Source organism: Arthrobacter sp. AQ5-05, assembly GCF_003287975.1.
GTDB lineage: Bacteria > Actinomycetota > Actinomycetes > Actinomycetales > Micrococcaceae > Paeniglutamicibacter.
This window is the reverse complement of sequence record NZ_QMKQ01000001.1, coordinates 205948-219671: the sequence shown is the minus strand read 5'-3', so window position 1 is coordinate 219671 and position 13724 is coordinate 205948. Positions and strand designations below refer to the sequence as shown.

The following is a 13724-nucleotide window of genomic DNA, read 5'->3' as shown; positions in this document are numbered from 1 at the left end:
AATTCTTGATGGTGTGCAGTTTCCACTAGGCTTGCGGCATGACCTATTTGACTGCATTCCTGGTATTCCTGCACGTTTTAGGTGCAGCAGCGATCTTTGGCGGCTGGCTCGCCAACTTCAAGACCCCGACAATCAACATCTGGCAGTGGTATGGCGCCATCGCCCAGCTGGTGACCGGGCTGCTTCTCGTCGGCATGCTCGAGATGCGTGATCTTGATGTGAACAACTTCAAGATCGGCGTCAAGCTCCTGCTGGCCATCGGTGTCTTCGTCGCAGCCCTGCTGGGCCGCAAGAAGATCAAGAACGGACTTGTGGTTCCCACCGGGCTGGCCCACGGAACCGGCGGCACCGCCCTGATCGCCATCGCCGTGGCAACCCTCTGGGTCTAGTCCCCCCAGCAGGCGCCCGCCGGTTTCTTGCCGGTGCGCAGGCGGCCTGTCACCAGGATTCCTGGTGGCAGGCCGCTTCGTCGTTAAACGGGTCCCTTTGGTTCGCCACCCGGTGCCCCTAGGATGGGCCTAGAAGGCGCTCGCCTTCGTCTCGTTGCAGATTCAAGGAGTCATCACCATGGCATTCACAAGAAGCGCAAGCACCGTTTGGAGCGGCGACCTGGCCTCCGGCACCGGGGAAACCACCTTCGAGACCTCTGGCATCGGCACGTTCCCGGTTACCTGGCGTGCCCGCACCGAGGCAGCCGAGGGCAAGACCAGCCCGGAGGAATTGATTGCCGCGGCCCATGCCTCGTGCTTCTCGATGGCGCTGAGCAACATCTTGAAGGGTGCCGGCCACGTTGCCCAGAAGCTGGAAACCACCGCGGAGGTGGACTTCGACACCAGCGACGGCGCCAAGATCAGCGAAATCCGGCTGACACTCAAGGCCACCATTCCGGGCCTGACCGATGAAGAATTCCAAACCCACGCGCAAGCAGCCAAGGTGGGTTGTCCGGTGTCCGCCGCCCTGGCAGCCGTTCCATCCATCACCCTTGATGCCAGCCTGACCCAGTAGCCGCCTTGCCGGTGTGCCGTGCAGAAAGGCACACCGGCACGCTGTGGGATCAGCCCGCGGCGGTCACCTGCCAGATCCGCCATGATCCCTCGGCGAACCGCAAGACCATGCGCACCCGTTGACTGTCGGCCTTCTTGGCGTCCACCACCGTCTTGCCCTTGGCATCGACGTAGCGGTAGCCGCTTTGCACGCTGAGGGCTTCGAGAACCGTTTCTCCCGGCTCGTTTCCCGACAGCACCTCGACGTCGCTCAGCCGCGTTTCCAAGGCCTCCAGGTGCAGACCGAGCCCATGCATCCGGGCCACGACTTTTCCGTCCACCTCCAGCGCAGGCGAGCCGGCAGCGTGGACGTCCCTGAGCTGCTCCATTTTCCCGCTCATCAATCCCTTGTCACGGCGCTCAGCCAGGTCGGCCACCACCAGCATGAGTTCCCGGGACGATTCGGCCATCCCCCGCGGGGCGGGATCGACTGCGGGGGAGGATGTCGTGGCGGGCGCCGAACCTTGCGGCGGCTCTGCGGCCGCAAGGTCGCCACTTGCCTTGAGCAGGCCCGCTCCCCCGGCCGCCACGGCCACCAACAGCGCCCCGATGGCCACGGCCGCCGCGATCCGGCGATTCCCGCGCTTCAAGCCGTGGATCCGGTGATCCTGGGCCCATTGCCGTTCCCCGTCGCCGATTGCCGCATCGGCCGCCGCAGCCCCAGCGAGGCCGAGCGTGGCCCGAAGCCGGCGCGGGACAGGCTTTTGCTGCGCCTTGATCTGCGCCTTGCGTTCCCTCAACAGTTCCCTGTCTGCGGCCGTCGGATTCCCCCTGTTCCGGCGCCCGCCCAGGATCCCGCCGGACACCGGTCCTTGCCGGGTGGTGAGCATGTGTTTGAGGGCCTCCGGCTCGATCGCCTCGCTCAACTCCACGGGAAGCGGTTCACCGGCGACGAAGATCCGTTGCCCGAACTGGTCGGCACTGGGTCGCTTCGCCGGGTCCTGGTCAAGGCACAGCTCCAGCAACTTCGCGAACTCGTCGTTGACTTCCGGAACCATGGACCCCAACGGGACCCTGTTGGCGGTCGCGTTGGGTGGCCGCCCGGTGAGCAGGTACCAGGTGCACGCGGCCAGGGCGTAGACGTCGCGCGCAGGTTCGAGCTGCCCGGATTCGGGATCCCTGGAAGTTTCCGGGGCACAGAAGCCCTTGGTGCCAAGGTCTCCCGGTGACTGGCCCACCACGCGGTGTGTCCCGAAGTCGCCCAGCTTTGGCTTGCCCTCGGCCGTGAACAGGATGTTGCGTGGAGACAGGTCCCCGTGGGTCAGTCCGTGCGCATGCAGATACGCCAGTGCCGCGGCGATGGGAGCGACCACGGTGATGCTCTCCCCCACGCTCAGCGGGCCGCGCACCGCCACGACCTGTGCAGCGGAACCTGCGGGGCAGTACTCCATCAGGATCCCGGGGCCCAGGGAGGTCTGGAGGATCCCGAGCGCTTCGACGAGAAACTCGTGGCACAGGTCCAGGGCTTCCGTGGCGACGGCATTCCCGGGAGCATCCTTGCCGAGGATCTTCACGGCCAGTTCGACATGTGTCGCGTCGTCCTCAACGACCCAGACGCTGCTGCCCGAGCCCTCATCCAGATGGCGGAGCGTGCGGTATCCCGCGATCCGCGGGAACGCCAACGGCTCTTCATTGAATTCCATGATTCATTTCTACGCCGGAGAGAAAATCCACGCTTGAGTTATCCACAAGAAACAAACGGCTAGACGATTCGGGGGCCTCGCGGTGGACGGCGTACTGTTGTCGCCATGACCATCAAATTCGAGCGAATTGGCCATGCCCCGGAGCTGGTCGATTACCGCATCGCGTGGGATATGCAGCGCCGCGTTCACCATGACGTGACCGAAGGTGTGGCAGGCCCCGTTGTATTTCTCCTGGAACATGCGGCCGTTTACACGGCCGGACGCCGTACCGAACCGGAAGACCTGCCGGTCGACGGTACCCCCGTGATCGATGTCGATCGCGGCGGCAAGCTCACCTGGCATGGCCCGGGGCAGCTGGTCGGCTACCCGATCGTGCGGTTGCTGGACATGAAGGGCATCCGCGAATACGTCACGACCCTCGAAGAAGCCCTGATCAATGTTGCGTTGGATTACGGCATCGACGCCGTCCGCATCAAGGGGCGCAGCGGCGTCTGGGTTGCCGGAACCAACGGCGGGCAGGACCGCAAGCTCGCCGCGATCGGCATCCGCGTCGACCACGGCGTGACCATGCATGGCTTCGCACTGAACTGCTCCAACGACCTTGCACCCTATTCACAAATCATCCCCTGTGGAATCACCGACGCCGGTGTCACAAGCATCAGCGAAGAAACTGGAACCACCGTCACTCCAGCCGATGTCCTCGACCGGATCGAGCAGGAACTAGAAGCCCTGCTCAGCCCGATTGTGTCGTTGACGGCTACCACCCCCGAAGGAGTCCGATCATGAGTGCCGCCCCCGAAGGTCGCCGCCTGCTGCGCATTGAGCAGCGAAACTCAGCCACGCCAGTGGAGCGCAAGCCCGAGTGGATCAAGGCAAAGATCAACATCGGCCCCGAGTACGTGGAGCTGAAGAAGCTGGTCAAGTCCGAGGGCCTGAACACCGTCTGCGAAGAAGCAGGCTGCCCGAACATCTTTGAATGCTGGGAAGACAAGGAGGCAACCTTCCTCATCGGCGGCTCCGAATGCACGCGCCGTTGCGACTTCTGCCAGATCGACACCGGCAAGCCCCAGGCCGTCGACCGCGCCGAACCCTTCAAGGTCGCCATGAGCGTGAAGAAGATGGGCCTGCGCTACGCCACCGTGACCGGCGTTGCCCGCGACGACCTCGAGGACGAGGGAACCTGGCTCTACGCCGAAACGGTTCGGCGGATCCACCAGCTGAACCCGGGCACCGGCGTCGAGCTGCTGATCCCGGACTTCTCCGGCAAGCCCGAGTACCTGGACGAGATTTGCGCCTCCGCCCCGGAGGTCTACGCGCACAACCTCGAGACGGTGCCCCGCCTGTTCAAGTCAATCCGCCCGGCGTTCCGCTACGACCGCTCCCTGGATGTCATTACGCAGGGCCGCGCCAACGGCATGATCACCAAGTCGAACCTGATCCTGGGCATGGGCGAGACCCGCGAGGAGATCTCCGAGGCCATCAAGGACCTTGTCTCGGCGGGCTGCGACCTGCTGACCATCACCCAGTACCTGCGCCCCACCGAGCGCCACCACCCGGTCGAGCGCTGGGTCAAGCCGCAGGAATTCGTGGAGCTGCAGCAGGAAGCCGAAGAGCTGGGCATCATCGGCGTCATGAGCGGTCCGCTGGTGCGCTCCTCGTACCGTGCGGGCCGGTTGTGGGCCGGGGCCATGCGCAAGAAGGGCCTGCCGATCCCGGAGGCGCTGGAACACATCGCCAGCTCCGGCGACACCCGCCAGGAGGCTTCCTCGCTGGTCGGCTCCTAGCCCGTGCCCGATCGCGTAGAATTGAATCACTATGGCCAAAAACACCGATAACGCCTCGTCCGAGGCTGCAAGTCCTAAGCGCGGACTGTTCTCGCGCAAGCCGAAGGCCGAAAAGGCCAACAAGGAACCGGGCCGGCTGAAACAGCTGGGCCAGGTCTTCCAGATGACCCGCAAGAACGACCCGATGGTCGTCTGGCTGATGCTTCTGGCTGCCCTGGGCATCCTTGTTGTGGGCCTGATTGTTGGCCTGCTGATCAACAACTGGATCACGGCGGTGCTGATCGCGCTTCCGCTGGCCCTGTTGGCGGCGACCATGATCCTTTCGCGTCGAGCAGAGAAGGCCGCTTTCAAGCAGCTTGAGGGCCGCCCCGGCGCTGCCGGCGCCGCCATGAGCGTGTTGCGCCGTGGCTGGATCTTGAAGGACGAGCCGGTGGCGGTGAACCCGCGCACCAAGGACCTGGTGTTCCTGGGCATTGGCCGCGCAGGCGTCGTGCTGGTCACCGAGGGCCCCAACGCCCGCGTTCGCACGCTGGTTGACGCCGAGCGCAAGCGCATGGGCCGCGTGCTTCCGAACGTCCCGATCCATGTGATCAACGCCGGAAACGACGAGGGCCAGACCCCGCTTGCCGAGGTCGGCAAGAAGATGAGGAAGCTTCCGAAGTCGATCACCAAGCTGGAGATCGGCGCGGTCGACAAGCGCCTGAGCACCCTGGGCAGCGCCAAGCTGCCGATCCCGAAGGGCATCGACCCGAACCGGGCACGACCCAACCGCAAGCAGATGCGCTAACGCCAAAGCACTCCTTAACAAGCAAGGTGGGTGTTGGAACCATATGGTTCCAACACCCACCTTGCTTGCTTAATGCGGTAGATGCGGCGCGTTGCACCGGGCCTTCGGCCTGCCGCCCATGCGCAATGTCCGGAGGAAGGGCTAGATGCGCACCAGGATCGTCTTGCCGAAGCGGTCGTGGTAGCCGCGCTGGTCGGAGTCGCTGAACAGGACCGGGACCACCAGGCAGATCAGCAACGTCCGGACGATGCCGGTCAGCGGCTTCACCGCACTGCCATCCAGCCCCTGGACCTGCATGCCAAAGACGCGGTGTCCGATGGAGTGCCCGGTGACGCCGACAAACAGCATCTGGGTGGCCGCGAAGATGATCAAGTTGGCGGTGGGGTCGGACTTGAAGAAGAACATCGAGATCAGCATCGCGATCCCCCAGTCCAACAACAACGCCGCGACACGCCGGCCAATGCGCGCGACCGATCCGGGTCCCTTTTCGGGACGCCCCAACCGCTTGCCGGGCCATTCCTGGTTGCTTAGCTGCGGCGGGCCCTCGAGCCACGAGCCAAAATCTTTTCTTTCCACACCCCCAGCCTACCGGGGCAATCGCCGGGCGTCCGCGCCCAAGGTCCCCCTTTCGCACCGGGCGAAGCACCCTCCGACATACTTGGGGACAACGGTGTGATTTAGCTAACGCACCATTGGCCGAATTCCGCGTCCGTGTAACGTAACCGAAACAATCGAGACACAGGAGAGTAATCGCCGGGGGCTAGTGTTGATAACACAGGAAGAAAACGTTGGTAAACGTTTCACGGCACGGCACGCTAGTCGTCACAGCAGAAACCCCACACAGGAGTCCCTGACCATGTTCAAGAGTCCCGAAGAAGTCATCGCATACATTGCCGAAGAAGACGTCAAATTCGTTGACATCCGCTTCACCGACCTTCCCGGCATCCAGCAGCACTTCAACGTTCCGGCACGCACCGTCGACGCGGATTTCTTCATCAACGGACAGCTGTTCGATGCGTCCTCGATCCGCGGTTTCGCCGGTATCTCCGACTCCGACATGCAGCTGATCCCCGATGTCACGTCCGGCTACATCGATCCGTTCCGCCTCGAGAAGACTCTCGCGTTCAACTTCTCCATCGTGAACCCGCGCACCGGAGAGCCGTACCACCGCGATCCGCGCGGCGTGGCCGAGCGCGCCGAGTCCTACCTCTCCTCGACCGGCATCGCCGACACCGCTTTCTTTGCCCCCGAGGCAGAGTTCTTCATCTTCGACAACGTGCAGTACGAGTCCAAGCCGCAGGGCTCCTTCTACAAGGTCGACTCGATCGAGGCCCCGTGGAACACCGGCAAGAAGGAAGAGGGCGGCAACCAGGGTTACAAGACCCCCTTCAAGGGCGGTTACTTCCCGGTTTCCCCGACCGACAAGCAGGCCGACCTGCGCGACGCCATCTGCCTGGAACTCGAAGCTGCCGGCCTTGAGGTCGAGCGCTCCCACCACGAGGTCGGCGCAGCCGGCCAGGCGGAGATCAACTACAAGTTCAACACGCTGACCCACTCGGCCGATGACATCCTGAAGTTCAAGTACATCGTCAAGAACGTTGCCGATGCCTGGGGCAAGTCCGCAACCTTCATGCCCAAGCCGATCTTCGGTGACAACGGCTCGGGCATGCACTGCCACCAGTCGCTGTGGGCCAACGGCATCCCGCTGTTCTACGACGAGAAGGGCTACGCCGGCCTGTCCGACACCGCCCGCTGGTACATCGGCGGCCTGCTGAAGCACGCCTCCGCCGTACTCGCCTTCACCAACCCGACCGTGAACTCCTACCGCCGCCTGGTCAAGGGCTACGAGGCCCCGGTCAACATGGTCTACTCGCAGGGCAACCGCTCCGCAGGCATCCGCATCCCGGTTACCGGCTCGAACCCGAAGGCCAAGCGCATCGAGTTCCGCGCACCGGATGCTGCGTGCAACCCGTACCTGGCCTTCGCCGCACAGCTGATGGCCGGCCTTGACGGCATCAAGAACCGCATCGAGCCCGCGGACCCGATCGACAAGGACCTCTACGAGCTGCCCGCCGAGGAAGCCAAGGACATCCAGAAGGCCCCGGCTTCGCTGGACGAGGCACTCGAGGCCCTGGAGAACGACTTCGACTTCCTGCTCGAGGGTGACGTGTTCACCGAGGACCTGATCCGCACCTGGATCGATTACAAGCGCGAATACGAAATCAAGCCGCTGGCCCTGCGCCCGAACCCTTACGAGTTCGAGCTGTACTACGGCTGCTAGGTAGGGTGCCGGGACTCCTCGGCACCGACTAAAAAGTCCGCGTGGACGCCGTTGCTTCAGAGTGAAGCTCCGGCCCCGCGCGGACTTTTCTGCTTTCTGCGATGGGTAAGGAATCGGCTAGGACTTCTTCCCGTAACGCTGGTGCACGGCCTGGCGGCTCACGCCCAATACAAGCGCGATGGCCTCCCAGGAGAAGCCCTCGGCACGCGCGCGGCGCACCAGCACGGATTCCTGGCGCCTGGCGTCCCGTTGAAGGTCGGCCACCGCGCGCAAGGCGTCAATCGTTCCGTCCTCGCCCTGCTCAAGCCTTGTCTTGGTCATCGAACACCTGCCTTCCAACGTCAACCTATCTTGACACTTTCGGCTCGTCAAGGTTTATTGATACAGGACTTGGGCAAGCGACGGTCCGAGGTCAGCCCGCCAACGAGGTGAGCAGGAAGGCACAGTCCTCGTTGGCCACGACGTTGTGCACGGCATCGGGCAGCACGAACAGGCCCCCGTGCTCGATCGTCTTGGACTCGCCTTCCCAGTTGACCACGATGGACCCGCGCAACACCTGCAGGGTCGCGGACTCGGGCTTTTCATGGTCGTTCAACGTGGACCCGGCCAGCAGCGTGACCAGGGTGTGGCGCAGGCGCCCGTCCTTGAGCACCGCGATGGCGCTGCGGCCATTGTTCGAAGCCGCGGCCTTCTCCCATTCCTTCGTGACAATTTGATCAAGTTCAGCGCTGGTGACGTGCATGGTTCTTTCCCTGCCCTTTCAAAGACAACAACAAACTGGCCCGACCCACCTTACTTTCGCATCAGGCGTTTCAGTCCTCGAAGCCATAGAAGTAGCGCTCGAAGACCTGCCGAGCCCGCCGGGTGGCCTTGAGGTAATCATCCTCCATCACCGAGGCCTCCCCCGGTGCGTAGCCGCACCAGCGGGCCACCGCTTCCATGTCACGCCAGGAATTGGGCAGGACATCGCTGACCCGCCCGGTGCAAATCAACCCGGCGCTCCTGATCCTGGTCGCCAGGGACCATGCATGGTCCAGCAGCGCCACGTCCTCGGCCGGGATGATCCCCGCCTCGGCGATGGCCGCCAGTGCAGGGCGTGTGGAGGTGGTGCGCAGTGCCGGATGGTCCTTGGCGTGGCTCAGCTGCATCAGCTGCACCAGCCATTCGACGTCGCTGAGGGAGCCGCGGCCCAGCTTCAGGTGCCGCTCGGGCTCCGCGCCGCGGGGCAGGCGTTCGGCCTCAACGCGCGCCTTGATCCGGCGGATCTCGCGGATTTGTTCCTCGCCCATGACCTGTTCGTAGCGCAGCGGATCGATCATGGCCATGAAGTCGGCGGCCAATTCCTCGGACCCCGCCATGGGTGTGGCCCGCAGCAGCGCCTGCTGTTCCCAGATCTGGGACCAGCGCCGGTAGTACTCCTCATAAGAGGCCAGGGAGCGCACCAGCGGGCCGCTCTTGCCCTCCGGGCGCAGCGCCGCATCGATTTCCAGCCGGGGTTCGGCTTGGATGGCCGGCACCATGGGCCTGCCCAGCAACGAGCCGAGGGCCGTGGCGATGCGCATCGCCTGTTCCTGGGCGCCCTGCTGGTCGGCATCGTCGAAGGCGCGCTGCACAAACATCACATCGGCGTCAGAGCAGTAGCCGATCTCGTGCCCGCCTTGCCGGCCCATGGCGACCACCAGGAACTCGCCCAGCTGCGGGGTGGCGGAATATTCGGTGCGCTGGGCCACCTCCAGAGCCCCGCGCACGGCGGCCCTGTCGTTGTCCGCCAGGGCCCGTCCCACGGTGTCCTGGTCGATGACCGCGGCGCCGTCCGCCAGGGCGATGCGCAGGATCTCCCGGCGCCTGATGACCCGGATCAGCCGGATCGCCTGGTCGGGGCCGAGGTTCCGCTTGAGCTTCGAGGAGATCTCGCCCCATAGCGCCTCGTACCCCAGGGGCTGCAGCGACTTGCTGGACCCCAGCCACGCCGCCGATTCCGGGGAAACCTCCAGCAGGTCGGTGATGAAGCGGGAGTTCGACAGCATCTTGCACAACCGCTCGGCCGCCGCGTTGGAGTCCCGCAGCATGCCCAGGTACCAGTGCGATTCGCCCAGGGATTCGCTCAGCCGCCGGAACCCCAGCAGCCCGGCATCCGGGTCAACGCCCTCGGCGATCCATCCAAGCAGCACCGGCAGCAGCTGCCGTTGCAGCGCGGCGCGGCGCCGCACTCCCCCGGTGAGCGCCTCGATGTGGCGCATGGCGGCCTTCGGGTCCACGTAGCCCAGGGCCCGTAGGCGCGATTGCGCGGCCTCCGGCGAGAGCCGAACCTCGTCCGCGGAGAGGTTGGCGGCGTTGGACAGCAGCGGGCGGTAGAAGATCCGCTCGTGCAGAAGCCGCACCAGCTTCTTGGTCTCGCCCCAGCGCTCCAGCAGCGCCGCGGCGGTGGACAGCTCGACGCCCAGGGTGGAGCGCAGCGCCCGGGCCAGCACGCGCTGGCCCGACTCCTTGTGTGGCATCAGGTGGGTCCGGCGCAGGTTCACCAGCTGGATGCGGTGCTCGAGCACGCGCAGGAAGCGGTAGGAGCTGTCGAATTTCTTGGCGTCGTCGCGGCCGATGTACCCGGCCAGGGAAAGCGCGGCGATGGCCCCGGTGGTGGAGCGCACGCGCAACGTCTCGTCGACCCTGCCATGGACCAGTTGGAGCAGCTGGACGGTGAATTCGACATCGCGCAGCCCGCCGGGGCCCAGCTTGATCTGGTGCGCCAGCTCGGCCGGCTTGATGTTTGCGGTGACCCTCCGGCGCATCCGCTGCACGGACTCGACGAATCCGTCGCGTTCCGAGGCACCCCACACCAGCGGTGCGACCATGGCCTCGTAGGCCGCACCCAGCTCGGCGTCCCCGGCGATCGCCCGGGCCTTGAGCAGCGCCTGGAACTCCCAGGATGCTGCCCAGCGCCCGTAGTAGGCGGCATGGGATTCCAGGGTCCGGCTCAGGGCGCCGTCCTTGCCCTCCGGGCGCAGGTTGGCATCGACTTCCCAGAGTCCCGGTTCGGTTCCGGAGGCGTCAATGGCCCGGGAGATTCCGGAGGCCAGTTCCGTGGCCACGGTGTGGGCCAGGTCCTCGTCGAGGCGTTCGGACGAGTGGACGTAGATGACATCGACGTCCGAGACGTAGTTCAGTTCGTGGGCGCCGCACTTGCCCATGCCGATCACCGCCAGGCGCACGTCGGCGACGTCCTCGACGGAAAAGCGTGCGGCGGCCTCGGCCCTGCTGATGGCCAGGGCCCCTTCGAGGGCGGCGGCAGCAAGGTCGGCCAGTTCCCGGCCGACCTCCGGCATCGCCTCGAGCGCATCGGCGGCGCCCAGGTCCCGGTGGACCAGGGACAGCAGCGCCTTGCGGTAGGCCACGCGCAGCACCCGGTAGCCTTCTTCGCCCCACACCTCTGCCACCGGCGGGATCCCGGATGCCGGATCGGCGCCCACCGCGCGCAGCACCTGGGCACGCAGTTCCATCGCGTCGCGGCCCGCCATGTGTTCGGGGGCCGGTGCCCGGAAGACTTCCAGGCACCCGGGTTCGCGGATCATGAAGTTCGCCATCGCCCCGGAGGCGCCCAGCAGGCGCAGGAACCCCGGGGCGGTGCGCGGGTCGGCGACCAGTTCCAGCGCCGCGGGGGCATGCGGAACCAGACGGATCAGCGACAGCAGCGCCTGGTCCGGGTCGGCGGCGTGGGCCAGGTGCCGCACCAGCCGGGCGTGGTCGACGCCCGCCAGTTCCTTGTCGCCCAGGAAACGCTTGGCCCGCTCCAGGTCGTCGAACCCGGCGGAAATCAACTGCCGTGTGGAGATCTGCAAGAAATTCGCTCCCCTGTCGACCTAGAGGATCCCCAGGTAGCGGCGCAGCTCGAACGGGCTGACGTTCTGCCGGTAGGCCTCCCACTCGTCGCGCTTGTTGCGCAGGAACGAGGTGAAGACCTGTTCGCCCAGGATCTCGGCGACCAGCTCGGATTCCTCCATCGCGCGGATTGCGTCGTGCAGGGAGCCGGGCAGCGGGTCGTGCCCGGAGGCGCGCCGTTCGGCGCTGCTCAGGCCCCAGACGTCTTCCTCGGCCTGCGGCTCGAGCTCGTAGCCTTCCTGGATGCCCTTCAGCCCGGCACCCAGCAGGCAGGCGTAGGCCAGGTAGGGATTGGTGGCCGAGTCGATGCCGCGGTACTCCACGCGCGCGGACTGGCCTTTGCCGGGCTTGTACAGCGGCACGCGGACCAGGGCCGAGCGGTTGTTGTGTCCCCAGGACCTGTGGCTTGGGGCTTCCCCGCCGCCCCAGAGGCGCTTGTAGGAGTTCACGAACTGGTTGGTCACGGCCGTGAATTCAGGGGCGTGGTGCAGGATCCCGGCAATGAATTGGCGTGCCGTGTCCGAGAGTTGGAACTCGCGCCCGGCCTCGAAGAACGCATTGGTGTCGCCCTCGAACAGGGAGAAGTGGGTGTGCATGCCCGACCCCGGCTCGTCGGAGAAGGGCTTGGGCATGAACGTGGCGTAGATGCCCTGCTGGATCGCGACTTCCTTGATCACTGTGCGGAAGGTCATCACGTTGTCGGCGGTTTGCAGCGCATCGGCGTAGCGCAGGTCGATCTCGTTCTGCCCCGGGCCGTTCTCGTGGTGGCTGAACTCCACGGAGATTCCCACGGCCTCGAGCATCGTCACCGCGGTGCGGCGGAAGTCCTGGGCCACGCCTCCGGTGACGTGGTCGAAGTATCCGCCGCGGTCAACGGGAACCGGGTAGCCGTCGGGGCCCAGCTCGGAGGAGCGTAACAAATAGAATTCGATTTCCGGGTGGGTGTAGCAGGTGAAGCCCATCTCGGAGGCAACTGCCAGCTGGCGCTTGAGCACGTGGCGCGGGTCGGCGGCGGCCGGCAGCCCGTCGGGGGTCAGGATGTCACAGAACATCCGTGAGGTCGGTTCGACCTCGCCGCGCCACGGCAGGATCTGGAAGGTGGAGGGGTCCGGCTGCAGCAGCATGTCCGATTCGTAGATGCGCGACAATCCCTCGATGGAGGAGCCGTCGAATCCCAGGCCCTCCTCGAAGGCGCCCTCGACCTCGGCGGGGGCCAGTGCCACGGATTTCATGGAACCAACCACGTCCGTGAACCACAGGCGCACAAAACGCACGTCTCGTTCTTCAATGGTTCTAAGGACGAATTCCTGCTGGCGATCCACGGCGGGTTCCTTCCACAAGGGGTTCTTTGGCGGCGGTTCCCGCCCCCACTGACTCACTTTATACGTTTTTGGGTTCATGACACGGAACGACCGCTTCACCTGGATGTGCATTAGTCTCTTGCCCATGAGTGCTCATCCTTCCACACCAGCAAGTCCGGCCTCCCCAGGCACCGCATCCGCCGCGCGCATCCGGCTGCACCACCTGCAATCGGCCAAGGACCAGGGTGCGAAGTTCGCGATGCTGACCGCCTACGACACCATGATGGCGTCCATCTTCGATTCCGCCGGCATCGAGGTGCTGCTGGTGGGCGATTCGGCGGCAAACACCGTGATGGGATACTCCTCCACGCTGCCGATCACCCTTGATGACATGGTCGTCTTCGCAAAGTCGGTGGTTTCCGGGGCCAAGCGCGCACTGGTGGTGTGCGACCTTCCCTTCGGTTCCTACGAGGTGTCTCCCGAACAGGCCGTGGCCTCGGCGGTGAAGCTGATGAAGGAGGGCGGGGTGCAGGCGGTCAAGCTCGAGGGCGGGGCGTACTTTGTCCCGCATGTGCGGGCGCTGGTCGCCGCCGGTGTGCCGGTGATGGCGCACATCGGTTTCACCCCGCAGTCCGAACATGCCCTGGGTGGCTACCGGGTGCAGGGCCGCGGCGATGCGGCCGATGCGATGGTTGCCGATGCCCAGGCGCTGGAGGCCGCCGGTGCGTTTGCCGTGCTGATGGAAATGGTTCCCACCGAAACCGCAGCCCGGGTCGATGCGTCCCTGCACGTTCCCACCGTGGGAATCGGTGCCGGCGGCGCCCCGACCGGGCAGGTGCTGGTGTGGCAGGACATGCTCGGTCTCGGCGCGGGCAAGGGCGCCCGCTTCGTGAAGAAGTACGCGGACCTGCGCTCGGTGGTGGCTGGTGCCGCCGCGGCGTACCACGACGAGGTCCTTGGCGGCGTCTTCCCGGGCCCGGAACACGAGTTCGGACAGTAGCCGGCCCTCGCC

Annotated in this window: 13 protein-coding genes; 7 read left to right on the top strand and 6 right to left on the bottom strand. The window is 65.4% G+C overall.

Going from position 1 to position 13724, the window contains the following annotated elements:
* Window positions 1-38 precede the first annotated feature (38 nt).
* Window positions 39-389: a hypothetical protein gene (locus DQ353_RS01080; protein ID WP_113760948.1), complete on the top strand. Its 351-nt coding sequence runs from the start codon at window positions 39-41 to the stop codon at window positions 387-389.
* Between the two features lie 178 nt (window positions 390-567).
* A complete protein-coding gene (locus tag DQ353_RS01075; RefSeq protein WP_113760947.1) occupies window positions 568-1005 on the top strand; it encodes an OsmC family peroxiredoxin in 438 nt (145 codons plus the stop codon).
* 49 nt (window positions 1006-1054) lie between these two features.
* Here the strand turns inward: DQ353_RS01075 and DQ353_RS01070 are convergent, their stop codons facing one another.
* Window positions 1055-2686 (bottom strand): serine/threonine protein kinase, encoded by a 1632-nt coding sequence (locus DQ353_RS01070; protein ID WP_113760946.1) that lies wholly within the window; start codon window positions 2684-2686, stop codon window positions 1055-1057.
* A 105-nt stretch (window positions 2687-2791) separates the two neighbouring features.
* Here DQ353_RS01070 and lipB point away from each other — a divergent pair, with 105 nt between their 5' ends.
* Genes lipB through DQ353_RS01055 form a run of 3 tightly spaced genes read left to right on the top strand, consistent with a single transcriptional unit; the run spans window position 2792 to window position 5257 of the window.
* Window positions 2792-3472: a lipoyl(octanoyl) transferase LipB gene (gene lipB / locus DQ353_RS01065; RefSeq protein ID WP_113760945.1), complete on the top strand. Its 681-nt coding sequence runs from the start codon at window positions 2792-2794 to the stop codon at window positions 3470-3472.
* The gene (gene lipA / locus DQ353_RS01060; RefSeq protein WP_113760944.1) at window positions 3469-4470 is read left to right on the top strand and encodes a lipoyl synthase; all 1002 of its coding nucleotides are present in this window, start codon (window positions 3469-3471) and stop codon (window positions 4468-4470) included. Before lipB ends, lipA begins: the two co-directional genes overlap by 4 nt.
* A 31-nt stretch (window positions 4471-4501) precedes the next feature.
* Window positions 4502-5257 carry a DUF4191 domain-containing protein gene (locus tag DQ353_RS01055; RefSeq protein WP_113760943.1) on the top strand — a complete coding sequence of 252 codons (756 nt, stop codon included), beginning with the start codon at window positions 4502-4504 and terminating at the stop codon, window positions 5255-5257.
* A gap of 141 nt (window positions 5258-5398) precedes the next feature.
* Here DQ353_RS01055 and DQ353_RS01050 read toward each other — a convergent pair whose 3' ends face one another.
* Window positions 5399-5833 carry an RDD family protein gene (locus tag DQ353_RS01050; protein WP_113760942.1) on the bottom strand — a complete coding sequence of 145 codons (435 nt, stop codon included), beginning with the start codon at window positions 5831-5833 and terminating at the stop codon, window positions 5399-5401.
* Between the two features lie 280 nt (window positions 5834-6113).
* Between DQ353_RS01050 and glnA (DQ353_RS01045) the strand changes: the two genes are divergently transcribed.
* Window positions 6114-7538 (top strand): type I glutamate--ammonia ligase, encoded by a 1425-nt coding sequence (gene glnA / locus DQ353_RS01045; RefSeq protein ID WP_113760941.1) that lies wholly within the window; start codon window positions 6114-6116, stop codon window positions 7536-7538.
* A gap of 117 nt (window positions 7539-7655) precedes the next feature.
* Here glnA (DQ353_RS01045) and DQ353_RS01040 read toward each other — a convergent pair whose 3' ends face one another.
* From DQ353_RS01040 to glnA (DQ353_RS01025), 4 genes are all read right to left on the bottom strand, one after another.
* Window positions 7656-7859, bottom strand: coding sequence for an AsnC family protein (locus DQ353_RS01040; RefSeq protein ID WP_113760940.1), 204 nt, complete (start codon window positions 7857-7859; stop codon window positions 7656-7658).
* A gap of 91 nt (window positions 7860-7950) precedes the next feature.
* Window positions 7951-8280 (bottom strand): cupin domain-containing protein, encoded by a 330-nt coding sequence (locus tag DQ353_RS01035; protein ID WP_113760939.1) that lies wholly within the window; start codon window positions 8278-8280, stop codon window positions 7951-7953.
* Window positions 8281-8350: 70 nt separating this feature from the next.
* The gene (locus DQ353_RS01030) at window positions 8351-11371 is read right to left on the bottom strand and encodes a bifunctional [glutamine synthetase] adenylyltransferase/[glutamine synthetase]-adenylyl-L-tyrosine phosphorylase (protein WP_113760938.1); all 3021 of its coding nucleotides are present in this window, start codon (window positions 11369-11371) and stop codon (window positions 8351-8353) included.
* Window positions 11372-11392: 21 nt separating this feature from the next.
* Entirely contained in the window at window positions 11393-12733 is a 1341-nt protein-coding gene (gene glnA, locus DQ353_RS01025) for a type I glutamate--ammonia ligase (protein WP_113760937.1), read from the bottom strand.
* Between the two features lie 124 nt (window positions 12734-12857).
* Between glnA (DQ353_RS01025) and panB the strand changes: the two genes are divergently transcribed.
* Window positions 12858-13712, top strand: a complete 855-nt coding sequence (panB, locus tag DQ353_RS01020; protein ID WP_286166536.1) for a 3-methyl-2-oxobutanoate hydroxymethyltransferase — start codon at window positions 12858-12860, stop codon at window positions 13710-13712.
* The last annotated feature ends 12 nt before the right edge of the window (window positions 13713-13724 follow it).

Bases quoted from the DNA above. Each gene is read 5' to 3' on its own strand.
- DQ353_RS01080 (WP_113760948.1), top strand. From the start codon at position 39: ATGACCTATTTGACTGCATTCCTGGTATTCCTGCACGTTTTAGGTGCA.
- DQ353_RS01075 (WP_113760947.1), top strand. From the start codon at position 568: ATGGCATTCACAAGAAGCGCAAGCACCGTTTGGAGCGGCGACCTGGCC.
- DQ353_RS01070 (WP_113760946.1), bottom strand. From the start codon at position 2,686: ATGGAATTCAATGAAGAGCCGTTGGCGTTCCCGCGGATCGCGGGATAC.
- lipB (WP_113760945.1), top strand. From the start codon at position 2,792: ATGACCATCAAATTCGAGCGAATTGGCCATGCCCCGGAGCTGGTCGAT.
- lipA (WP_113760944.1), top strand. From the start codon at position 3,469: ATGAGTGCCGCCCCCGAAGGTCGCCGCCTGCTGCGCATTGAGCAGCGA.
- DQ353_RS01055 (WP_113760943.1), top strand. From the start codon at position 4,502: ATGGCCAAAAACACCGATAACGCCTCGTCCGAGGCTGCAAGTCCTAAG.
- glnA (WP_113760941.1), top strand. From the start codon at position 6,114: ATGTTCAAGAGTCCCGAAGAAGTCATCGCATACATTGCCGAAGAAGAC.
- DQ353_RS01040 (WP_113760940.1), bottom strand. From the start codon at position 7,859: ATGACCAAGACAAGGCTTGAGCAGGGCGAGGACGGAACGATTGACGCC.
- DQ353_RS01035 (WP_113760939.1), bottom strand. From the start codon at position 8,280: ATGCACGTCACCAGCGCTGAACTTGATCAAATTGTCACGAAGGAATGG.
- panB (WP_286166536.1), top strand. From the start codon at position 12,858: ATGAGTGCTCATCCTTCCACACCAGCAAGTCCGGCCTCCCCAGGCACC.